The sequence below is a fragment of the Bacillus sp. 5w2 genome (genome assembly GCF_054353775.1).
Genome location: NZ_JBTIWT010000011.1, coordinates 1 through 23723 on the forward strand (window position 1 = coordinate 1; position 23723 = coordinate 23723).

General features: G+C 33.4%; 25 protein-coding genes and 1 pseudogene. 21 read left to right on the top strand and 5 right to left on the bottom strand.

What is annotated here, in order from left to right; translation table 11 throughout:
• The 14 genes and pseudogenes from ACXY7N_RS18105 to ACXY7N_RS18170 form a co-directional block, all read left to right on the top strand.
• Positions 1-288, top strand: a pseudogene (locus ACXY7N_RS18105) (hypothetical protein); the annotation flags it as partial.
• A 296-nt stretch (positions 289-584) separates the two neighbouring features.
• Positions 585-1169: an SMI1/KNR4 family protein gene (locus ACXY7N_RS18110; protein ID WP_088083899.1), complete on the top strand. Its 585-nt coding sequence runs from the start codon at positions 585-587 to the stop codon at positions 1167-1169.
• Positions 1170-1432: 263 nt separating this feature from the next.
• On the top strand, positions 1433-1939 hold the full coding sequence (locus tag ACXY7N_RS18115; protein ID WP_088083897.1) for an SMI1/KNR4 family protein: 507 nt from the start codon (positions 1433-1435) through the stop codon (positions 1937-1939).
• A gap of 148 nt (positions 1940-2087) precedes the next feature.
• On the top strand, positions 2088-2537 hold the full coding sequence (locus tag ACXY7N_RS18120; protein ID WP_088083896.1) for an SMI1/KNR4 family protein: 450 nt from the start codon (positions 2088-2090) through the stop codon (positions 2535-2537).
• 100 nt (positions 2538-2637) lie between these two features.
• Complete coding sequence (locus ACXY7N_RS18125; RefSeq protein WP_116363367.1) at positions 2638-3246, top strand: immunity protein Imm33 domain-containing protein; 609 nt, start codon at positions 2638-2640, stop codon at positions 3244-3246.
• Between the two features lie 39 nt (positions 3247-3285).
• Positions 3286-3774 carry a hypothetical protein gene (locus ACXY7N_RS18130; RefSeq protein WP_016087354.1) on the top strand — a complete coding sequence of 163 codons (489 nt, stop codon included), beginning with the start codon at positions 3286-3288 and terminating at the stop codon, positions 3772-3774.
• A 150-nt stretch (positions 3775-3924) separates the two neighbouring features.
• Positions 3925-4389, top strand: a complete 465-nt coding sequence (locus tag ACXY7N_RS18135; RefSeq protein ID WP_016087355.1) for a hypothetical protein — start codon at positions 3925-3927, stop codon at positions 4387-4389.
• 213 nt (positions 4390-4602) lie between these two features.
• The gene (locus ACXY7N_RS18140; RefSeq protein WP_016087356.1) at positions 4603-5535 is read left to right on the top strand and encodes an AAA family ATPase; all 933 of its coding nucleotides are present in this window, start codon (positions 4603-4605) and stop codon (positions 5533-5535) included.
• Positions 5532-6641, top strand: coding sequence for a DUF58 domain-containing protein (locus ACXY7N_RS18145; protein ID WP_016087357.1), 1110 nt, complete (start codon positions 5532-5534; stop codon positions 6639-6641). Before ACXY7N_RS18140 ends, ACXY7N_RS18145 begins: the two co-directional genes overlap by 4 nt.
• 15 nt (positions 6642-6656) lie before the next feature.
• The gene (locus tag ACXY7N_RS18150; protein ID WP_016134794.1) at positions 6657-7391 is read left to right on the top strand and encodes a hypothetical protein; all 735 of its coding nucleotides are present in this window, start codon (positions 6657-6659) and stop codon (positions 7389-7391) included.
• 184 nt (positions 7392-7575) lie between these two features.
• Positions 7576-8082 (top strand): DUF3902 family protein, encoded by a 507-nt coding sequence (locus ACXY7N_RS18155; protein WP_488592535.1) that lies wholly within the window; start codon positions 7576-7578, stop codon positions 8080-8082.
• Between the two features lie 331 nt (positions 8083-8413).
• Positions 8414-9580, top strand: coding sequence for a serine hydrolase domain-containing protein (locus ACXY7N_RS18160; protein WP_116363368.1), 1167 nt, complete (start codon positions 8414-8416; stop codon positions 9578-9580).
• 295 nt (positions 9581-9875) lie between these two features.
• Entirely contained in the window at positions 9876-11630 is a 1755-nt protein-coding gene (locus ACXY7N_RS18165; RefSeq protein ID WP_116363369.1) for an adenine deaminase C-terminal domain-containing protein, read from the top strand.
• 112 nt (positions 11631-11742) lie between these two features.
• Complete coding sequence (locus ACXY7N_RS18170) at positions 11743-12270, top strand: hypothetical protein (protein ID WP_000723234.1); 528 nt, start codon at positions 11743-11745, stop codon at positions 12268-12270.
• A gap of 123 nt (positions 12271-12393) precedes the next feature.
• Here the strand turns inward: ACXY7N_RS18170 and ACXY7N_RS18175 are convergent, their stop codons facing one another.
• On the bottom strand, positions 12394-13773 hold the full coding sequence (locus ACXY7N_RS18175; protein WP_488592536.1) for a catalase: 1380 nt from the start codon (positions 13771-13773) through the stop codon (positions 12394-12396).
• A 270-nt stretch (positions 13774-14043) separates the two neighbouring features.
• On the opposite strand from ACXY7N_RS18175, the gene ACXY7N_RS18180 reads away from it, so the two are divergent.
• Both ACXY7N_RS18180 and ACXY7N_RS18185 read left to right on the top strand, forming a co-directional pair.
• Positions 14044-15261 carry an aspartate aminotransferase family protein gene (locus ACXY7N_RS18180; protein ID WP_016087366.1) on the top strand — a complete coding sequence of 406 codons (1218 nt, stop codon included), beginning with the start codon at positions 14044-14046 and terminating at the stop codon, positions 15259-15261.
• Positions 15262-15563: 302 nt separating this feature from the next.
• On the top strand, positions 15564-17021 hold the full coding sequence (locus ACXY7N_RS18185) for an MFS transporter (protein WP_016087367.1): 1458 nt from the start codon (positions 15564-15566) through the stop codon (positions 17019-17021).
• A gap of 56 nt (positions 17022-17077) precedes the next feature.
• Here the strand turns inward: ACXY7N_RS18185 and ACXY7N_RS18190 are convergent, their stop codons facing one another.
• Genes ACXY7N_RS18190 through ACXY7N_RS18200 form a run of 3 tightly spaced genes read right to left on the bottom strand, consistent with a single transcriptional unit; the run spans position 17078 to position 20251 of the window.
• A complete protein-coding gene (locus ACXY7N_RS18190) occupies positions 17078-18187 on the bottom strand; it encodes a DUF4018 domain-containing protein (RefSeq protein ID WP_431154187.1) in 1110 nt (369 codons plus the stop codon).
• Positions 18159-19325 (bottom strand): DUF58 domain-containing protein, encoded by a 1167-nt coding sequence (locus tag ACXY7N_RS18195; RefSeq protein ID WP_088083889.1) that lies wholly within the window; start codon positions 19323-19325, stop codon positions 18159-18161. Before ACXY7N_RS18195 ends, ACXY7N_RS18190 begins: the two co-directional genes overlap by 29 nt.
• Positions 19322-20251 carry an AAA family ATPase gene (locus ACXY7N_RS18200; protein WP_016087370.1) on the bottom strand — a complete coding sequence of 310 codons (930 nt, stop codon included), beginning with the start codon at positions 20249-20251 and terminating at the stop codon, positions 19322-19324. Before ACXY7N_RS18200 ends, ACXY7N_RS18195 begins: the two co-directional genes overlap by 4 nt.
• 206 nt (positions 20252-20457) lie before the next feature.
• Between ACXY7N_RS18200 and ACXY7N_RS18205 the strand changes: the two genes are divergently transcribed.
• A complete protein-coding gene (locus ACXY7N_RS18205; RefSeq protein WP_016087371.1) occupies positions 20458-20775 on the top strand; it encodes a PadR family transcriptional regulator in 318 nt (105 codons plus the stop codon).
• 7 nt (positions 20776-20782) lie between these two features.
• Positions 20783-21319: a DUF2812 domain-containing protein gene (locus ACXY7N_RS18210; RefSeq protein ID WP_016087372.1), complete on the top strand. Its 537-nt coding sequence runs from the start codon at positions 20783-20785 to the stop codon at positions 21317-21319.
• A gap of 330 nt (positions 21320-21649) precedes the next feature.
• On the opposite strand, the gene ACXY7N_RS18215 is transcribed toward ACXY7N_RS18210, so the two are convergent.
• On the bottom strand, positions 21650-21898 hold the full coding sequence (locus ACXY7N_RS18215) for a hypothetical protein (RefSeq protein ID WP_000433610.1): 249 nt from the start codon (positions 21896-21898) through the stop codon (positions 21650-21652).
• A gap of 282 nt (positions 21899-22180) precedes the next feature.
• Here ACXY7N_RS18215 and ACXY7N_RS18220 point away from each other — a divergent pair, with 282 nt between their 5' ends.
• From ACXY7N_RS18220 to ACXY7N_RS18230, 3 genes are read left to right on the top strand one after another with little or no spacing between them, the layout of a single operon-like run.
• Complete coding sequence (locus ACXY7N_RS18220; RefSeq protein WP_016134785.1) at positions 22181-22564, top strand: VOC family protein; 384 nt, start codon at positions 22181-22183, stop codon at positions 22562-22564.
• Positions 22565-22578: 14 nt separating this feature from the next.
• Positions 22579-23121: a GNAT family N-acetyltransferase gene (locus tag ACXY7N_RS18225; protein ID WP_016134784.1), complete on the top strand. Its 543-nt coding sequence runs from the start codon at positions 22579-22581 to the stop codon at positions 23119-23121.
• Positions 23121-23702 (top strand): kinase, encoded by a 582-nt coding sequence (locus tag ACXY7N_RS18230; RefSeq protein ID WP_016087375.1) that lies wholly within the window; start codon positions 23121-23123, stop codon positions 23700-23702. The genes ACXY7N_RS18225 and ACXY7N_RS18230 overlap by 1 nt, the downstream gene beginning before the upstream one ends.
• Positions 23703-23723: the final 21 nt, after the last annotated feature.

The following is a 23723-nucleotide window of genomic DNA, read 5'->3' on the forward strand; positions in this document are numbered from 1 at the left end:
TTTTTACCACAAGAATATGAAGAAGAAAATGAGCAAAAGGATCTATTAGGAAGTTTAATTGTGTTTGCCCTTACAGTAAGAGATTATATATTACAACTGGACTATAAAGAGGATTTAGAGGACTACATTGATAATCTTAAAAATTTCTGGAATGGATTAGAAATAAAGTTAATTCAATTTATATTAGAGAATGATCAAAATTATTATGCATGGGTACCGAAAGAAGCAAACATCCCAAATATGTATGAAGTGAAGATAGAGGTTGTCGAAGTAGAAGAAATTCAATAACCAGTACATCAAAAACATATAGAATTCAATAAATAAAAGAGGTTATAAATAGTGGTAGTTTGGGGAATCCGACTGTCACTATTTTTGTATTTACATACGGCTATGTGATTTAAGTAGAGTGTTGAAAATTTTCCGGAAAACGAAAAATCATATAAAGAGCATAATAGCCTTGTCTTTAATACAACTTAGATGGGAAAACTGAATCATCATAGTTGATTAAATTTTTATGGACAGGTTAATAGATAAATAATGGGTTATAACCTAATGAACTTAAATATGTAGAGGAGGACTACTAGGTGATTAATTGGAAAGAAAAGATAACAACTTTAGCTTTAGTGAAGCAAGATTTAATGAAACAAGATGTAGAGAAAATATGGCCACATCACTTTCCTGAAGTAGGAGCAAGTGAAGAGTATGTGTATGCTCTTGAACAAGAATTGGGTTATAAACTGGATTTAATATATCGAGATTTTCTACAACATGCCAATGGTTGGAAAGGTATTTATCAAACTGTGGACTTATTTAGCATTGAACAGCTGAAGAAATCAGCTATAATGGATCACGCTCAAATGTTATTAACAGTTATTGATGACGATGTTTTAAAAGAAAGTGATGTTTTAAGACAGGAGCTATTACCAATAGCGGTCGCTGAATTTGATAAGGACTTATTTGTTTTATGTTTATCAAATTCACGTAAACCAGGTGAGGTAATTTGGTTTGCAGGGGAAGAAATAGACAGATTTGAGAATTTTGAAGAGTATTTCTTGGCAATGGTTGATTACAATAGAGAAGAAATATTGGCTTTAAAAGGTAATCAGCTAAAGAGAGAATTAAATTTTGAAATACCTGTATACAAAAATAGTTCCTCAAAAAAATATTGACGAGGCTAATGAACAAGGGGGTATTATTCGTGATATTAAAGGAAAGGTGTATAACATAATGGGAATTTATTATTACGATAAGTGGTCTAATCTACAAAAGAAATCGTGGAATAGAATTAATGAGAAGAAAGTAAAAATCTTTTTTAAAAATTGTGACCTACATACTACTGTTTTAAGAACTGGAGGGTAGCAGAAGAATATGTGTGAATTAATTTTGAAATGATTAAATAAAGAAATAAATGGAAGGAAGGTATAAATATAATATGAAACAGTTAATTGAAATAATAAAAACATTACCAAATTGTCGGGTTCATGGGCCTACAAGATTACCTGAATTTGATAAGGATAAGCATGTGCTTCCAAGTGATCTGAAAGAGTTTTATAGTCTTTGTGGAGGACTTGTTTTATTTGAAAATGAGGAATACGCTATTCATATTGTGGCGCCAGAGGAATTTGTTTTAGCTAATCCTATAATCATAGGAGAGTTATGTGCGGATGATATTTCATCAAATTGGTATATTATAGGTAAAGATTGTATGGATGGGTATGTAACGATGGATTTAAGTGAAGAGAGATTAGGTAGATGTTATGATAGTTTCTTCGATCGGCACGGTATAGTTGGAGAGTCACAAATTATCGCAAATTCTTTTACTGATTTACTTATAAACCTCATTAACAATCAAGGGCAATATTGGTATTGGCTAAAAAGAAATTTTAAACCACTTGGAGATGCTTATGATGAAGGAGAGAAGGTTATAGATAAACTTTGATGTGATATAAAAGAAAAACGATATTTGAAAAGGTATACATATATTGTTATGAGTTTTTATGTGCAGTGAAATGATTACGTGAAGCTAAGGAAAAGCATTTTTATATTGAAAATATAAATAGAAGCCGCAAAATAAGGAGTAGTAGTTAATGAATAAAGAGGAATTAACAAATTTTATTAAAGAACATGAGGAAATAGACGACTTTACAGGCGGAGTAAATGAAAGTCAAATTTATGCTGTTCAATACAGGCTGAGTGTAGAATTACCAGATAGCTATAAGTGGTTTTTAAATACATATGGTTCTGGCGGGTTATTTGGTGTCGATATATTAGGGATTGGTAAGTCAAATATGGCTTCAGTTGTTATTGTAACGGAGAACTATAGAGGCTTAGAAATGAGTGACAATTTAGTAGTTATTGAAGATGCTGGAGAATATGCGTATTGTTTAGATATGCGTCATATGGAAAATAATGAGTGTCCAATAATTGCCTGGAATAGACAAGGCGGACTTGATGACTATAGTACAGCAAAGAACTTTTATGAATTTTTATCACAAAGGTTAATAGATGCAAAAGAAGTATGGGAAGAAGAGTTTTAATATTAGAAATTTTATTGGTGTTAATAACGAAAGTCTATATAAGGCAAGTTGAGGAATGCAGATTGAGTGAGGAAATTCAATAGAAGTGGAGAATATTGATTTGAAAACAATAATCAAAAATATAGGTAATAAAAATATAAAAGCTAAAGTAGAAGAACCATTAAGTCTTCATGTAAAAACTCTATTTAATTTATTATCTAATGTAAAAGATAAATTAGCAGATAGATTTTCAATACAAATTGGATGGTCTGTTTATAGTTTATATAAGTATGAAGATTATTATCAAATTATCACCCGGGATTATACTAGAAACCCTTTTATAGATACAACGGAAGATTTAACGATTGCATTATGGGTACAACTTGAGCAATCGCATTGTTTACGTCGATTAAATATAGAGGGAGAATTCATAAAATTTAACGATAAGATTGTGATAGCGAAAAATGTGTTGCAACAAGAAGAGGTGTATTTACAAAGATCTAGTGGTTGTGATGAAGGTGATTCAGGTTGGTATATAGGTCCTATCAATGAAGAAGTATCAGGAGAATTGGAAATCATATACGCCTACGAATTATTAAAAATGAAACCTGCAATTATTCAAGTGCTAGCTTTACCGTATGAGTATTTAGTAGTATTTGAGAAGGACAAAATTAAAGCGATTTTAAATGAATGTGATGTTGATATTTGGAGTGAAATAGAAAATAAATGAAGTGACTATAACGGGGAAAGTTTCATGGAGGATTAGAAAATGAATGTAGAAATGAAACCTGAAATTAAAGAAGTTCTGAAAAAAATTAAATTTATAGATAGATATAAAAAATTGTCTGGAAACTTTAGCTCAAATCTTAATGATTTAAATGATAGACTTGAGGGTTATGATATGGAAAAGGTAAATGAAATATTTATAAGGTTGGGATATGCAGCAACTTTTGATAAAAAGGAGAAATTTTTTAAGGTAGGTGTTCTAGATTATTCTCCAAATTATATGGTATGGTTTCATATAATTTTAGAACATGGAATGACAGTGTTTGTATGGGTTGTCTATCATAATAATGAAGTAAGACTAGGTAGTCCTTGGAGTGTTTATTCAAGGTTATTGATGAATGCAAGTGAAAGAATAAAAACACCAGTATATCGAAACTATATGGAGTTAGAGGAAATATTAAAAGAGGCATTTTTAATGTATGATGATTTTAAAAGTGAAATAAGTAATGTGTATAGTAAAACCCACAATTGAAAGTAGTAAGTAATACGATACTGTAAATTATTATACATAAGTGATTCATATACTCAAAACATTATTACTTTGTGTGAATGCAACAACCAGATGAAAAAACTAGAAAATAGGCATGTTTTTAAGAGGTATAGAAGGTAGGGATTATTAACTTTGAAAATTTATTATTGTGACGAATGGTCAGATATTAGAAAGAAACCTTGGAATATAATTGATGCATGTAAAGCATACTTGTGTCATCAAAATCACGAACCATATACGGCCGTGTTAACTGAAGGTGAAAGGATTAAGTATGTTATTAATGTTACAAAAGATTGGGTTTCAGTTGGGTTTTATGATGACTTAGTTCGTAAGTATTTAAATTATGATTTTGAAGTTATAAATGATAATAGAATTTTCTTAAGAACAGCTATGTATTGGGAATATAATGATACGAATGAAAAAGAAAAAGCTAGCATGATTTTCAATTTCCGCGAAAATGGTTATACAGTAATGGAAAAGGTGGATGTGAATAGAGGATTAGTTGAGGAACGAGAGGGTGATGATAATCTTGAAAATCACTGGGATGTGTTTCCTGATTTTGGTCATTATATTCATTTGTGCAGAGAGGAAAGATAGTGAATGTATATAAGGTGTCAAATGCCCAATATGAAAATTACGTGAGTTAAGCACTTCATTGTCAACGGACGACAATAGGTGCTTTTTTTACGTGCAGTGAAGAAAAAATATAAGTTTCCTTTTTGCTCTATTTCATATTTGAATTACATGTTATAATTTGGAAAAAATATGTATTGTTAATTTCCGGATAATAGAAAAGGTGGTAGATACTGTATGAGTACATTAAAGAAAATCACTAACAATATCTCGAAGGTTATTATAGGAAAAGATGAATCGATTGAACTTGCAGCTATAGCTCTTATAGCAAAAGGGCATATTTTATTAGAAGATGTACCTGGGACGGGAAAAACAACATTAGCGAAAAGTTTAGCGAAAAGTGTGGACGCTAAATTTCAAAGAATACAATTTACAGCGGATACTTTGCCTGGAGATGTTATTGGTCTTGAATATTTTAATGTAAAGGAATCGGATTTTAAAACGAGATTAGGACCTATTTTTGCAAATATAGTATTAGTCGATGAAATTAATCGAGCTGTACCGAGAACACAATCTTCGTTACTTGAAGTTATGGAAGAACGTACTGTTACGATTGCGAAACAGACACATTCATTACCAGAACCTTTTTTAGTTATTGCAACGCAAAATCCACTCGAATCAGCAGGTACATTTCCTTTACCTGATGCTCAATTAGACCGATTTTTACTTACGATTCGACAAGGTTATCCTACGAGGGAAGCAGAAAAGGAAATGATGAATCGTTTTCAAAAGAATGATCCGCTAGATACGTTACATTCTATTATTTCAGGTGAAGAAATTATTATGATGCAAAAACGCGCAAGGGAAGTGCTAGTAACAAATGATGTGCAAGATTATCTCCTTGAAATCATTGAAGCAACTCGTAATCATGAGCTGATTGAAATTGGAGTAAGTCCGCGGGGGACGTTGGCATTTATGAGAGCGATTCAAGCACGGGCAATATTAAATGAAAGAGATTATTGTACGCCAGATGATATAAAACTACTAGCTGCATCTGTTTGCGCTCATCGTTTAACGTTAACGATTGAGGGAGAGATGAAAACGACGAAAGAACAAATCATGAAAGAAATCCTTCATACAATTAGTGTGCCAGTGGAGAATGTACGATGAATCAACAGCTTGTGTATACACCTTTAGCGGAGCCTTTCGTAATGGGAGTTATGTCAGTTGTAGCCGTTATTTTAAGTGTATTTTCAAGTAATCTATTGTTTTTATCTCTCGTATTTTTGTATGTAATTTTAATAGGTGCTATGCATGTGTACATGCGTAAAGTATCTCGTGTTGAATGGGAATACAGTCAGGGGAATTCAAACGTTTTTATAGGTGAAACGAATACGTGTAAAATTAAAATTTCAAACAAGTCGATATTTCCTATTCTTAATATCGTATTTCGATTTAAATGTGAAAATAAGCTAACTTGGAATCATGATGAAATAAATAAAAATTATAGTACAGGTTCAAATTATTATATGAATTTTAATTTAAAAGGAAGAGAGTCAGTTTCATTTGATTTACAAGCTGTAGCGTTAAAAAGAGGAATTGCGAAATGGGAAGAAGTTGAAATTGTTATTACTGATCTCTTTGGATTCATAACGAACCATATAACATATAAACAAGTTGATACGCCCTCCTATTTAGTCTTACCAGCTGTTCCGAAAATGCAAGTTCCTGAATTACAAGAATGGTCACGGGGATTTCGAAAAGCGATGTCTTCACCGCTATATGATGAAACGAAAGTAATGGGAGTGAAGTCTTATGAAAATGAAGATTTTCGTTCCATCCACTGGAGTGCAACAGCGAAAACAGGGACGATAACTGCGAAAAAGTACGAGCGAACACAATCAGATAAATATGCGATTTATCTCAACTTGCAAAATAAAAGTGGTGTTTCTTTGCGAAATGATACAGAAGAATTAATTGAATTAACGGCAGGCATATGTAAACAACTGCTCATGCAAAACTGTTCATTTGAAGTATGGATCAATAGTGTAAAAGATAACGGTTTGCTACATATAAAAAATGGGGATAATCGGAAACATTTGCAAAATGTATTAAAGGTACTTGCCTCAATATCGAATCAGGACACGCCAGTATCTTCTTCTTATTTTTACACAGCAGGCTTTCGTCGAAAGAAACTGGATGCGGTTCCTTTAATTATTGGTACTTCACCAAAGAAATACAGTAGAACGAATAAATGGATTGTAATTAAAGAATAAGAAGGGGCTTATGTCATGGTTAATAAAGCGCGGCATATGAAAGTGAAGTTATGGAGTGTTAGAGTTTTAATGCTACTTTTCTTTACGGTTAGTGCGATAACGTTATCACAAGGTGTGGTGCATGTGCAAGACATAGTAAAAGAACGTTTTTTTAATAAGACGGAGACAATGTTGGAAAGAAACTATGATTTTACTAGTATAAACGAACAGTTTGATGAGCCTGAAAGAATTATAGATGAAGAAACAGGAGTTGTAGATACAAGAACGAAAATAGATAGGAAAATCCCGCTTTTTAAACGGGAGAATTCATGGAGTGATGTGCTTTCTATGCTTTCAAATTCATGGATTAGTATAGGTTTTTATGTAGTTATTGCAGGGGTAATTATATATTTTCTTTATAAATCCGTTAGGAAAAAGTTAACGAAACCAGAAATAGAACAGGAGAAAAAATCGGTAACAAAAGAAAATACGGTAAGAACCGAAAATAACAAGAAAGTCATTCATCAGTTAGAACAGTCGTTACCGACAGATACGATAAGAAAAACGTTAGTTGGATGGGAAAGAACATTACCATTTCATGAACAGAGAAGGTCCTATGAAACGATGCAACAGTGGTTAAAAAGAATTAGTAGAACGAGAAATATTACTTCGTTATATGAGTCTGTTCGTTATGGTGAAAAGACGTATACGGATTTAGATGTGGAAAAAATAATGAAGTGGGTAGAGGGAGATGGGAAGGTGGATATATAAATATCCACCTTTTCTTTTTTTATACGTAAATTTGATTAACATGAATTATTTTCTTATATGAAACCGTCTTCAAATAGGAAAACAAAATTAACTTTATTTACTTATACTTGATTACATGTTAACCTATACTTAATTTTTATAAATTATAATTAATTTTTAAGTTTTTTAAGGGTGTGAATGTGTAATGAAATCGGTATTAAAAAGCATACTTATTTCCTTTGTTTTTTCAGCAGTAGGTATGTGTTGGTTACTGTTCTTATTATTCAAAGGGGACGGAGACTGGTTATTGTCTTGGATAGGCGTATTAATGGCATATTTATCTTTATTCACTTTAATAGATTTATTTTGTAAAAATACATACGATAAAAAAATAAGTAAGTGGCTTATAAAAACAGCGGTGACTAGCTTTAGTTTTGCTGTATTAGGAATCTCATTTTGTATCATACACGAGCTATTAACACCATGGAGTCTCAGTTTAATGGTGTGGTATTGGTTGGTAATGTTAGTTTTATTTTTAACAACCATAATATCGTTAGTCAGTCTCGTATTTGTTAATCGTAAAAATCATAATTTCACCGGTGTATATAGAATACTTATACTTCTAAATGTACTGCTTACGTTAGGACCAGTATTATGGCCACTATTACTTTCTATTATCGGAAATGGTATGAACGCTAGTGCAGGAGGGTAAAGGTGAATATAGATTAGTTGCTTAAATAAAAAAGAACGTGTTTACATAAAAAGTGAAAACACGTTCTTTTTTTATTCATTTTAATACGAACACAATGAATAAATCATCTTAAAATAATTAAGACAAGGTGAAATGAAAATGGGGGCAGTTAAGGGACTGTCCTTATTTTTTTATGCCCTTTTTATTTTCATACATAATTCTTTCTCAGCTTATCGTAACAAAATTTGAACGTAAGTATTTCGTAAGGAATGGATAAGAAAAAAGAGAGGTTTATCATATAGGATTAAGGTATAACTTGAATCAATATGATATGAACAGAGGAGAGAACCTTATGAAAAAATGTACTTCAATAAAGTTAGGAAGTTTGGCAGTATTAATAGCGAGTACTAATTTATTCACGCCAGGTTTTACTGTGAAAGCAGAGTCTACTCAAAATATTTCTACTTCGTCACAAGCGCATGATCAAAAGAATCGGAATGGTTGGAAACGAGTCATGCAGGAAACAATCCAAATTGGAGCGCCAGGGGTATTAGCTAAGACGTATAATAACGGAAGAGTTAGTAGTTATACTGCTGGTTTGGCGGATTTAAATACAAAGAAACCAATGAAATTAGATTATCGTTTTCGGATTGGAAGTGTGACGAAGACTTTTACTGCTACGACTGTTCTTCAATTAGTAGGAGAAAATCGTGTGCAACTTGACGATCCAATTGAAAAGTGGCTACCGGGAATTATTCAAGGAAATGGGTATGATGGCAATCAAATTACGATACGACAACTTTTGAATCATACGAGTGGTATCGCTGAATACTTAAAGTCAAAAGACGCTGATATTATGAATTCGAAAAAAACGTATACAGCAGAAGAAATAGTGAAAATAGGCCTTTCTCTGCCTCCAGATTTCTCGCCGGGTAAAGACTGGTTGTATTCAAACACAGGATACGTCATATTGGGAATGCTTATTGAAAAAATAACTGGAAATAGTTATGCGGAAGAAATTGAAAAGCGAATTATTGAGCCTTTGGATCTGTCAAATACATTTTTACCAGGAAATTCACCCGTCATCCCAGGAAAGAATCATGCTCGTGGGTATATGAAAATTGACGAAACAAGTGAGTTGAAAGACATGACGTATTATAATCCGAGTTTAGCAAATGCAGCTGGAGATATGATTTCTAATGCGGACGATTTAAATAAGTTCTTTTCATCTTTACTTGGTGGTAAGTTACTGAAAGAACGCGAGCTAAAAGAAATGCTTACTACAGTTCCTATAGAAGGGAAAGGTCTTGGTGATGGATATGGTCTTGGAATCTATGAAACTAAACTTCCAAATGGTGTCTCAGTTTGGGGGCACGGCGGATCAATTCCTGGGTTTATGACTTTTGCTGGCGGAGTAATGGGAGGCAAGCATACATTTGCTGTCAATGTTAACTCTTTAGGTCCGGTTGATATTCTTACACAGTTTAATAAAATGATGCAAATAGAATTTAAGAAATAAATGAAAAGAAAACGAATGGGATCCTGCTTTAAAGGATCGTATTAGCATCCATAGTATGACATCAAGTGTAATTCAATCGTATAGTTTAGTATAAAAAAGGATGTCAGCTGCATGACATCCTTTTTATTGTGGGGTAAAGAGGTATGTTTCATTTTGAAAATTGTTATTTTTGCGAGTATTCCATATAATGATAGGTATAGGGGCTATACAGGGGAATTATGAATGAAAAATACTTTAGTTTGTTAATTGTTTTTATTTTAATAAATAAAAGTAAATTGATGTGGAGTGAAATACATTGGGAGAAAATCAGTTTAGATGGAGTAACACACAATTACGAGAACATGTTGAAGTAATAGACGGCACAAGAAGTCCGCACATTTTATTAAAGAATGCAACATACTTAAATTCCTATATGCGCGAGTGGGTGCAAGCAAATATTTGGATCTATGATGACCGCATTGTATATGTAGGAGAAAAACTACCAGCGCAACTACATGAATGTGAAGTCATTGATTGTGATGGAAAGTATGTAGTTCCTAGTTACATAGAACCGCATGCACATCCATATCAATTATATAATCCAGAGACTTTAGCGAATCATGCGATGCAATTTGGGACAACAACTTTCATTAATGATAATTTAACTATATTTTTAACATTACAACGTGAAGAAGCATTTCGTTTATTAGATGAATTTAAAAAGATTCCAGCAAGTATGTATTGGTGGTGTCGTTTTGATGGACAAACTGAATTGCAAAACGGGGAATCTATGTTTAATAGTGAAGAAATAATAGAGTGGCTGCAGCATGAAGCAGTTCTGCAAGGTGGTGAGCTAACAGCATGGCCCAAACTATTACATGGCGATGATGAAATGCTAACTTGGGTGCAGGAAACAAAGCGATTACAGAAAAAAGTAGAAGGGCATTTTCCAGGAGCATCTGAAGCAACGTTAGCAAAATTAAAACTGTTAGGTACAGACTGTGATCATGAAGCGATGACAGGTCAAGAGGCGTTAACTCGTCTTATGCAAGGTTACACTGTTTCCCTAAGAAATTCTTCAATCCGCCCAGATTTAGAAGTTTTACTGAAAGAATTGTTGGAACTAGGAGTAAATCAGTTTGATAGATTTATTCTTACTACAGACGGCTCACATCCTTCGTTTTATGAAAATGGAATGACAAACGTTATGATATCTACCGCGATAAAACAAGGAGTCCCAGTAATAGATGCTTATCATATGGCAAGTTATAATATCGCTCGTTATTATAATATGGAACATCTACATGGTTCAATTGCGACAGGTAGAATGGCTAATATGAATATTCTAGAAAGTAAAGAAAACCCAGTACCAATTAGTGTCATTGTAAAGGGACAATGGGTGAAGCGTGACGGTGTAAATACACATGAAGCATTACATATAGACTGGAGTGAATGTAAAGTAACTCCATTATCATTAGATTGGACAATAGAAAAAGAGGATATGATTTTCTCAAATAAAACGGGTATACACTTATTAAATAACGTGATAACAAAACAATATATGAGTGAAATCGACATAGACTGTGATGAATTGTCCATAGATCATGATGAATGTTTCCTTATGATGATTGCTCGTGATGGTACGTGGCGAGTGAATACAGTTGTAAAAGGTTTTGCCAAGGAACTAGGTGGTCTTGCTAGCACTTATTCTGGTACCGGCGATATCATTCTTATTGGGAAGAATAAAGAAGATATGCTTATAGCTTTTCATAGAGTAAAAGAGCTTGGCGGGGGAATGGTAATAGCTGAAAAGAATGAAATATTACACGAAATCGCATTACCATTGCTCGGAATTATGTCTAATTTAAAAATGAGTGAATTAATACAGGAAGAGAAACAAATGGTGAAACTACTCCAAGAGCGTGGTTACGCGTATGACGATCCGGCATTTACCATTTTGTTCTTTTCTGCGACGCACTTGCCTTTTATACGGATAACGCCTATAGGACTATATGATGTGAAAAATAGTAAGGTACTGGACTCACCGGTAAATTTAATAAAGCAATGTTAATATGAAAGGCTCTATAAAAGTCCAATTTATAGGGCCTTTCACATTGTTAGCATAAGAATATTGTAAGCCTCAAATAATATAGTATCTAAATTACTTGAGGTGAAACGTAAGTATGAAAAAAATATTGTATATTTTAACTGTATTTATATTATGTGTATCTATTCAACAAGTTGTACATTCTCAAACAGATGCACCAGAGCTATCTTCTGATTGTCTTGAAAAAAGGAAAATTCGAGATGACAAGCATGTGAAGAATATAATAAGTGATATTAAATCCACATTTAATTTAAAAATTGATGAACATAGTTTTTTGGAAGTAAGTAAAAGAGACCTGGATGCGGCCTATTTGATATATGGCGGAAAAGAAAATGATTCTTATTATAATTCGCTAACTAAAATTTATGATAGTGGTGGATTTAGCGAGCAGCCTAGCTTATTCGTGAGGGCACAAGAAGCATTTTTACTTTATAAAGAAAAAGATAATATCAATGTAATGAAACGCCTAAAACTAGATGTTGAAAAAGGGGAATGGCTCGTTATAAAAACGAAAAAGAAGAAAGGGAAAAAAGTTAAATTCAAGCCGTTGCAATGTGAAAAAGATTATATGAAAAAGAGAAATGAGTACCATAATCTAAAATGAAATAACGGAATTTTAAGTGAGGAAAATTTGTTAATAATTGTAAATTAAGTGGTAGAAATTCCTAGTGATTTTGCCATAAAAAAACGTCATTTTTTATTTTTAAAATGACGTTTTTTTATATACTTAAAGCTTTTGCATCGCACTTTCAATCCTCTTCACCAAATCAGCAGACACTTTATGAAAATACCCCAAAACTACCTTTCGAATATCATCGGATATAACTTTCAAATCACTAGCTAAGTTTTCAGCGAGATGTTCTTTTTCTATCGGCTGTAACTCCGTATAAAATTCCCCAGCCTGCGTAAAGTCATCTTGTTTCGTTATAGAAGTTCTTTCAAGTTTACCTTCAACGTACCTTCCGTCACCGCTCGTTATTTGATTAGCAGGTGTCCAATCTTGCTGTTGGTTAATCGTTAATTTGCGGAATTCAGGTCCAATTCTTCTTCTTTGAGAATCGCTGTAAATGTTAGCTCGCCCTTGCAACATTTTATCATCTGATAGTTCTGCACCGTCTAGTAAATTAGAAGGGGAGAAGGCGACTTTTTCTACTTGCTCCATATAATTTTCAGGGTTTTTATTTAATACCATTTTGCCTACTGGTATAAGAGGATACGCCTTTTCATCCCATACTTTTGTATCATCTAAAGGGTCATAAGAAAGATGTTCTTCATCTTTCGGATCCATGAGCTGGACATATAAACCGTATTCCACTGGCTTACCATTTGCAATTGCATCATATAAATCTCTCCCGCTATAATCAGGGTTTTCGGCAGCCAGTTTATTTGCTTCCTCACTAGTAATGAATTGTACACCTTCAAATGGGTACCAATGATACTTTACATACTTTCGATTACCTTCTGCATTTCTCCAAATATATGTATTTACACTATGCCCTGGGATATGGCGCAGACTTTTGGCTGTACCAGCATCAGAGTATAAATGGACAACGAAATGAATGGATTCAGGTGCTTTAGCGACAAAGCTCCAAAATCTATTCGGGTCTATTAAGTTATTTTTAGGTGAAGGTAACAACGCTTGAATTGTTTCTGGGAAACGCATCGGATCACGAACGGAAAAGACAGGAATGTGATTACATAAAAGATCGAAAATGCCTTCTTTTGTATAAAATTTTGTGGAAAAACCGCGTACATTCCTAGCAGTATCAGGTGTTCCTTTCGTACTAACAGCTAATGAAAATCGCACCATAACAGGAACTTTCTCATTAGAATGTTGTAGAAAACTAAGTTTAGTATGTTCAGACATGGGATAGATCGTTTGAAAATAACCGAATGCACCAAATCCTTTTACATGAACAGGTCTTTCTAAAATTTTTTCGTGAATAAATTCTTGTAACGCCTCGTGAAGTACGCTATCTTGCTTTAGAACAGGTCCACGTGAACCAACTGTTTGAGAGTGAAGTATAGCTTGTTCATTACGTTCTCCATTTTCATTAAAGCCTTTCCCTAGTAAAGATTGCCCTTGTTTATCATAGTTTTCATCCATCGATATAGCCTCCAAATCTTTTTTGCCCATTGTTACTAAATATGATTTCATAGCCTTGATTATGTATGACACGCAAAGTTCAAAATAGTAACAGACCGCTAGATGAAAAAAACGCGTATGCAGTGGACCTGTTGAAATAGAAGAAATTATGGAAAAATGAATATCGGGAAGAAAATTACTATAAAATTTCAATCTTAAAAATGAATTTATACATGATTTTATAGAGAATGAACATCAATAAACAGGGAAAATAATTAGGAGGAATTGAACATGTCGGATTGGTTTCAATTAGATAAAGAATATATGATGCCCACGTATTGTCGTACGAAGGTTGCAATAGAAAGAGGAGAAGGTTGTAAACTGTATGATGTGGATGGTAAAGAGTATATAGATTTGTTTTCTGGCGTAGGAGTAAACGTATTAGGCTACAATCACCCGAAAATTGTGCAAACAACTATGGAGCAAGTTACGAAATCGTTGCATCTTCCATTTCATTTTTTAAACCCAGTTGCGATTGAGTATGCAAAGAAATTAGTTGATTGCTCTTTAAAAAATGGAAAAGTCTTTTTTACAAACTCAGGTACGGAAGCGACAGAAACAACGTTGAAATTAATTGATAAATATAGAGCTAATACGCATGAGGAACGTGAAGGAATCGTAGTGTTGAAGAATAGTTTCCACGGGCGTACGTTAGGAGCACTTCATTTTACGAGACAAGAAAGTGTATATCAAAATTTCCCTAAAACATCGATTCCGGTATATGAAGTAGAGCGCGAGAATATAGGACAATTAGAAGAAACAATTGTTAAAGAAAATCCAATTGCGATTATGCTAGAGCCAGTGTTAGGAAGCGGGGGGATATATCCTTTATCAAGTGAATATTTACATGGTGTTCAAAACTTATGTGAAAAATATAATGTCATTCTTATCGTTGATGAAGTTCAAAGTGGTATGGGGAGAACTGGTAAACTATTTGCTTATCAAAATTTCAATATTACACCCGATATTATTCAAATTGGTAAGGGAGCAGGAGGCGGGATACCGCTTGGTGGAATTATTGTAGGTGAGAAGTTATGTGATGTATTTTCACCAGGAGATCACGGCACAACGTTTGCTCATTCTTCAATGGGAACGGCTTTAGGGTTAACGGTTTTACATACATTGATTGACGATGGTTTAATGCAAGAAGCGTATGAAATGTCACTATATTTACATGATAAATTGAGAGAAATTCAGAATGAAAATTCTTATTATATTCAGGAAGTACGTCATGCTGGTATGATGTTTGGAATTAGTTTGAATGATACGAATAAAAATGTAAAAAAAATACAGATGGAGCTAATGGAAAAAGGGATGTTAGTTGACGTTACACAAGGGAATATCATCCGTTTACTCCCTCCGTATATAATTACAAAAGAAGAAATTGATGCATTTATTTATGAGTTTATCGCTTGTATTCATAGCTTAGCAGCAATAGCAAGTGTTTAAAAAGCTTTATGAAAAAGTACCTTATTTTTAATGCAAATAGGAAGAAAATAGGGTTGAAAAAAATAAATTTATGTATTTAAATAAAAAGCTGAAAAAGGTACTCGTATAGCGCCTTCTTCAGCTTTTTAAAATAGTAAATTACTTAACATAGGGAGCATCTCATTGGACAAATAATTAATTATGTGAAACAATAATAACAGATAAGGAGACATTAATTTTCCTTAAGTGCTTCGAATTAATTTTATTCAATAAGAGAAGGTGTGCTTAAAGAAGTTAAATTAAATAAGGAGCTGTTTTATTATATGCAACAAAATAATGATTTAAATTTTGAACCTCAAGACGTTAATATTGTCAATCCTAAACAAGCCAGGAAAGCAGTAGTTGCTACTGGTATAGGGAATGCAATGGAGTGGTTTGACTTCGGATTATACGCGTATTTAGCGGTTATCTTAAGTCAATTATTCTTCTCAGGTGTTGATAATAGTGGATTGCAACTTGTACTTACATTCGGTACATTTGCAGTAGCCTTTCTCGTTCGACCAATCGGAGGTGTATTCTTTGGTAGAATAGGAGATAAGTACGGCCGAAAAATCGTGTTAAGTACTACTATTATTTTAATGGCACTTTCTACATTATTCATCGCATTACTACCAACCTATGAACAAATTGGTGTATGGGCACCAATACTACTTTTAGTTGCCCGAATGATTCAAGGCTTCTCTACAGGCGGCGAATATTCAGGTGCAATGGTTTATATCGCAGAATCTTCTCCAGATAAAAAGCGTGGTATACTCGGTAGTGGTCTTGAAATTGGAACACTCTCAGGTTACATTGCTGCATCGGTAATTGTTACCATTTTGACGTTATTGTTAACAGATGAGCAAATGCTCAGCTGGGGCTGGCGTATTCCTTTCTTAATAGCTGCACCAATTGGTTTGGTCGGTTTATATTTACGCCGTCATTTAGATGAATCTCCCATTTTTGAAGAGATGGAAAAAGCACAAGAGGAATCTGAAGACAACGAACAATTTTCGTTTATGGATATATTAAAATATCACAAAAAAGACTTCTTATTAAGCACAGTAATTGTCGCCTTCTTTAATATTACAAATTATATGATTCTTTCGTATATTCCTTCTTATCTAACTCAAGTACTTAAAGTCAAAGAAACAACTGGCTTATTAATTATTTCGATTACGATGGCACTTATGATTCCACTAGCATTATATTTCGGTAAATTAAGTGATAAAATTGGTAATAAACGCGTCGTGCAAATTGGTTTACTTGGTTTAACTGTATTTGCAATTCCAGCATTTTTACTAATAGGTAACGGACATATTGCAGCAATATTTGCAGGTATTTTCGTATTAGGTTTCTTCCTAAGTGTTTATGAGGGTACATTACCTTCATTATTACCATCACTATTTTTCACTGATGTACGTTATCGAGCACTTTCGATTTCCTTTAATATTTCTGTATCAATATTCGGTGGAACAACACCGCTCGTATGTTCATACTTAGTTCATGCGACTGGTAACCCGCTTGCACCAGCATTTTATTTAACAGGTGTAAGTATTATTGGATTAGTTGTATTTAGTGTATTATTCGTTACAACATCAGGACGTGCACTAAAAGGTTCATATCCTACAGTAGAAACGAAAAAAGAAGCACACCAAATCGCTAAAGAAGACCCTGAAGAAACGCTTTGGTGGCATGAAGAGTCATTAGAAATTGAAGCAGGGAAAAACGCGTCAATTTAAAAAGTAACGTAGAAATATAAAAAGACTCCTATGAAAATAGGAGTCTTTTTGTTGTGTTATTTTTTTCTTTTCTTCAAGCTTTTCTGATACACGTAAAGCTTATGAACCTCTTCCTTAAATTCCTGAAGTAGCATCATATTCTCATCATTTGAATAACGCACTGTATTATAAGCATTTATAATAATATGACTCTCAATATTTACATCTACTTCACTATTTATTCTATCTAACCATGCCTCAATAGTTTCTCCTCGATTTCTATTTAAAGGGGGAGTTAACTTACTTTCAAGCTTAAAAATCTCTTTTCGAATTTCGTTATGTGGCGGTTTGTTTCGTTTCAAACGTTTTTGGCTCATTCCTTCTTTATCAGTGATAATAGTAGATTCGAAGGCAGGCATATTTGGTAAACTAAATTGCTTTCGTCTTTTTATTATTTTCCAAACGACGTAAATAGCAATGGTTGTACATACTATAATTGTAATGCTATTTATGAGAGTTGGATCAAAATCACGCTGTCCAAATTCCTCCTTAATTTGAGGGTCTTTTAGATTTCCTTTATTCGACCAAAAATCGTCTGTCTCTTTTGATTCCGCTGCTGAAAATAAAGGATTGATAGCGTATCCGAATCCTAATGCAACTATTTCGACAATATAAGAAAAAATAAGACGTATATAAGGAAATACTAGAATAAGTAAAGCGCTAAATGTTCCAATTGTAATAATAGAAGTAAAACGTAATAACTGTTGATTACGATTGGAACCCGTTAACCAAAATGCAATCATAATGTGTAAGACTAATAGTAATAATTTCCATAATGGTGGAAAAGGTGCGAAAAATATAGCTGAAAAGACGAACCATACAATACCACCTAATGACTTTTGAACTGGATATCCAGGACCGACTACATGTACGATAAAGAAGAAAAGCGGTAACATAATTGTGCCAAATAGAGAGAAAGAGAGAAAGATTGAACAACCGATTATTTGAGTAAGTAACAGTATGACAAACCCTATTGTTTTTTTCTTCATAAATTTATGAATTAGAAATACACCCATATAGCCTGTTACTAAAAATATAGCAATAGAAACAAGTTCATCCCTTTCTGTTACTAACGAAAGGAGGAGCAGCAGAATAAAGTCATGAACGTGATAGAGCCAAGTTTTCAAGCTTTTCCACCATCCCTTCGTTAGTAATGAGAAACGTAGGCTGCGAGAGAAGAGGGAGTTCATTTCTCTGTAAACCAATGTATATCATTGTAGACGTTCGTTCTCTTTTTCTCGTTACATAATGAAGAAATCCTTGTTTCGGAAGTAACGTACTATCATCTGAAATACGTGCTAATTCTTCTAAAGATATTCCGTAATGTGCTTGCCCTTCGTTTAATGGTAAGTGCAGTGGACCACCTTCAGCTAATACACTAATAAATAATTCAAACGGTATTTGATGCTTCGTTGCGTATTGACAAATGTATGTTGCAAATGAAATAAGGTCTTCTATATTATCTTTCCAACCAAACCCGCGATCAGCAGCTAATGAAAGACAAATTGTCCAACTATAATTTTTTACAGGTTCATATTGCTTCGCCTGTAATGATTGCATTTTAGCAGATGCTTTCCAATGAATAGAACGGAAAGATTCACGCTCATATCGTTTAACACCGATAATAGATGTTTCATCATTGTAAAAAGAAAAATTCGTTCGATAAGATCCTGTTAAAAGTTGCTGAAGTTCTTGCAAACCTGCTACTTCTTTAGGTGATGGATACACAATAATTTCAGTTCTTAATTTATCAAATACAGGTAAATGTACAGATAATAAATGAAAAGGATCTTTCAAAACGCATTCGAACTGTTCAATTTGAAACACACCACGCTTCGTTGCGGTTAATGTTAAATCCCATTTTTGCGCTGAATGAGCAGGTTGTGAAAATGGGAAAGAGAATAGTGTTTTTGATATTTGTTCAATTCCTTGATCTTTTTGTGGTAGTAGTGACGGATTTAAATGAAAATAACAAACACCGTTAACGAGTGGTATATTTGCACCATTTTTTAAATGAATAAAAAACTGTCCAGATTCATTAGGGAATAACCGAGTTATTTGTTTCTCGTTTATCACTTGAAACCTTTTCTCTATATAAGCGACATATTTATAAATGAAAATCGCAAATAAGTAATAGAAGAAAAAGAGAAACATAATAATTCGTTGTGGCATAAAAAATGTAAATAGTATAGCGCCTGGGACGGTTAGTTGAATAATATGGAGTTGGAAGAATAACGGTACAGTTACAACGCGCTGTCCATTCATGCTTGCTCAATCTCCACTGGTACGTCAACTTCTTTTAAAATTCTTTGCATAATTTCATTTTTTGTCGTACGTAATGCACCTTCCATTGATAAGACGATACGGTGATTCCAAACAGAAGGAACTAAAAATTGTATATCTTCTGGTGTGCAATATTCTCTCCCTCGTAAAAATGCTAATGCCTGTACTGCACGCACTAAAGCAAGTGTGGCACGTGGACTTACACCGTTAGCGATGTAATCATGATTTCTTGTAGCATGAGCAAGTTTAATAATGTAATGTTCTAACGGTTCTGATACGAAAATCTCCTTTACTCGTTTCTGTGCTTCTAAAATGTCTTCTAAAGAAATAACAGATGTGACACTTTCTAGAGGTGTATCCTTACGAAAACGTCGCATCATTTGTAGTTCATCTTCAGGATTCGGATACCCTATTGAAATTGTCATTAAAAAACGATCAAGCTGTGCATCTGGAAGAGGGAAAGTTCCTTGTGATTCAATTGGATTTTGCGTCGCAATGACAAAGAAAGGTTTCGGAAGCAGAGTAGATTGCTTTTCAAGCGTTACTTGTCGTTCTTCCATCGATTCTAATAAACTAGACTGTGTTCTCGGCATAGCGCGGTTAATTTCATCGGCAAGCAAAATATTAGTCATGACTGGTCCGAGTCTTAACTCGAATTCACTCGTTTTCGGATTGAAATATTCAATACCTGTCACATCGCTCGGAAGTACATCCGGTGTAAATTGGACGCGAGAAAAATTACCACCAATACTTTTAGAAAGTGTTTTCGCAAGTAACGTTTTCCCAGTACCAGGCACATCTTCGAGTAATACATGCCCGTCAGCAAGCAAGGAAACAAGGAGTAAATCTATTACATTCTCTTTGCCAACAAACACAGAACTTATATTTTCTTTTAATTTATTTATCATATGTATCATTCCTTTCAAAATATAAACGGATATTTCTATATTTTAACAAATTATTCAGAAAATTGATATGATTTTTCAATTCAAAGAAATAAATATTCGATTATTAAATTATACTCTTGCATATTTTGGAATGCGAATATATAATATCGGTATACGATGTATCGTGAGTCGATATATCAGAAAGCGATGTATCGGAGGTGGTTATAATGAATGCGAAAGCGCAAAAATATATTCCGTTAACTGAAGCAACATATTACATATTGTTGTCATTAGTAAAGCCAATGCACGGTTACGGAATTATGCAAATGGTAGAAGAGATGACAAATGGAGAAGTAAAACTCGGTCCTGGTACTTTATACGGGAATACGACGAAGTTATTAAAAGAGAAATTAATAGTTGAAGTTGCCTCTACAGATAGAAAGAAGTGCTATGAGTTAACGTCCTTTGGGAGAGAAGTGTTGGAACTAGAGTACAACAGGTTGCAGAGATCAGTAAGAAATGGAAATAGTATTTTAGGGGAGTGAATGGAAGATGGAGACTAAAAGGGTATTCAAATTTTTTACGGCATGGAATTTAGAAAAAGAAGAAGCTTTTTTACGAAAGATGCATCAACAAGGTTGGGGATTACAAAAATATAATTTAATGTATACGTTTAAGAAAACTGAGCCAAAAGATGTAATATATAAAGCTGATTTTAGATTGGCCTATAGAGATTCAAAAGAAAAACAACAAGAGTATTTCGAAATATACGAAATGTCAGGTTGGAAACGCGTAACAAGTTTCACAAGATGGAATTATTTTTGTAAAGAAGTAGAAGAGGTAAATGAATTGCCTGATATTTACTCAGAAAAGGAGACGAGGATACAAAAACTAAATGAATTATTGCTATTCCTTGTTATTATATCAGCAAGTATATTACCATCAATGTATAACCTATTTTTAAGCCCGATGGAATCAAGAGTGCCAATTTGGGCGAAAGTTATGACAGGTCTTTCAGGTTGTATGTGGATGTATATCTTTATAAGACTCTCTTGGAAAATTAAGAAATTAAAAAGTGAAATATTATAATAAATAAAAAGTGGAGTTCAAAAGAAGTTGATTTTGTAAGGGGAATATCGGAATCAACTTCTTTTGTTTCTATATAATTATATTTTTGTTCACTCTTTTTTATATAATAAAAATCTATATGAAGGTACAAAATTAACAGTTACAAAGATAAACCCCACAATACCCCGAAAATAATGAATGAAGAAAAAACGATTTATATCGAGGATCAAAAAATAAAAGATGACTAAAAAGGTGTGGGGTGTGATTTATAATAAGGAAGAAAAACGTTTTTTATTAACATATAAAACGAAAAACCCCCTATAGAAAATTGGTAGGGGGTAATAAAAATGTTTAAGAAAAAGACTGATTTTGAGCAGGTTTAATAAATTGCTCAGGATTTTCAACAAGTCCACATACAGCACATTGGACGCGGTAAGTTGGTCCTTGATAAGCCATATGAAAAGCATTCATCGTTTCATTTGTGTATTCTTCTTCTACTTGACCAGTTTGTGGATTTAATTTGACTGGTTTTACTTGTTGCTCAAGAATATTAAAGCGAGTACGGTTCGTTTTACAACTTGGACATAGCATTGGTTCCATATGTATACACCTCCATTTGTAGCATTTCTTAAACTTTTTAATTTTATGCACGTAAAAAAACTTTCTCAATATAAATGGGTATTTAAAGCATTTAAAATTCAGAAAAAATAAAATATAATAAAAGTACGAACTGGTTATGTCCAAACCAAATCTCCTGTTTTATGCCAATAAGCTGGGGGCCGAGAAATCGGCCTCATTTTTTTGTGCTCGTTATTATAGGAAACAAGGTTTTTATGAGACTTTTGTCGAACTTTTAGGGATGGATATAAAGGGGGATGTAAAATGAATTTAAAAATGAAGTACATCATTTTATATGTAGAAAAGTTTGAAGAATGTTTAAGGTTTTATAAAGATGTTCTACAGCTACCTATAAAAGCAGAGCACGGTACATATATCGAATTTAATACGGGAACTACCATTTTAGCGATGAACACACGGCAAGATGTGAAAGAATTAACAGGACTACCACTTACAGAAGGCGAGTTACAATCTTCCCATTTCGAATTAGGGTTTGTTGTCGAAAATGTACAAGAAACGATTGAGCAATTTAGAGAGCAAGGTATTAAGATTTTAGTTGAACCAATTGTGAAACCGTGGGGACAAACCATTGCATATATTGCAGATCCAGATGGGAATTATATTGAAATTTGCAGTTCATTAGAATAGAAGGAGAAAAAGAGATGGGGTTTCCGAAACTAGAAACAGAACGTTTACAATTAAGAGAACTAACACTGTTAGATGCAGAAACGATGTTCCGTTATTTTTCAAAAGAATCTGTTATACGTTATTTTGGAATGGATTCTTTTGAAAATATTGAGCAAGCGAAAACAACGATTCAAGCGTTTAAAAATCGTTATGAAGAGGGAACTGTATTTCGCTGGGGAATTGAGAAAAAGGGCACAGGCCAATTAATCGGAACGTGCGGATTTCATTTAATAAACAAGCATCATAAGCGAGCTGAAATTGGTTATGAATTAGACGATACATATTGGGGACAAGGGTATGCAACGGAAGCATTACAGGCGATTTTAGGTTACGGGTTTGAAACGTTGCAACTTATAAGAATTGCTGCGGTTGTATATGTAGAAAATAAAGCTTCTCAAAAATTATTAAGTAAAGCAGGATTCCAAGAAGAAGGATTACTTCGAAAACATATGATTCAAAATGGAGTTGCTCATGATACGATTTTATATTCTTTATTAAAAGAAGAGTGGAAGAAGTAATGAGTACAAATGAGCTTATAAAAATAATGAAGAAACATAAAGAAAATAGGTTCATTCTAGGTATAGATGGCTTAAGTCGATCAGGAAAAACAACATTTGTAACAAACTTAAAGGAAAATATGAAACAAGAAAGTATTCCGTTTCATATTTTCCATATAGATGATCACATAGTCGAGCGTAATAAACGATATCAAACTGGCTATGAAGAATGGTATGAGTATTATTATTTACAGTGGGATATTGAGTGGCTTCGGCAGAAGTTTTTTCAAAAGTTACAAAATGAAACAAAACTGAAATTACCGTTCTATAATGATGAGACAGACTCATGCGAAATCAAAAAAGTACAGATCCCCATAGTAGGTGTAATTGTAATTGAAGGTGTTTTTCTACAGCGAAAAGAATGGAGAGATTTCTTTCATTATATGGTGTACTTGGATTGTCCAAGAGAGACAAGGTTTCTGCGGGAAAGCGAAGAGACCCAAAAGAAACTTTCGAAGTTTCAAAATAGGTATTGGAAAGCAGAGGATTATTATTTAGAAAATGAAACACCACAGAAGAGAGCGAACTTACTTATAGAATGATTAGAAAATAGAAGGGTGAAT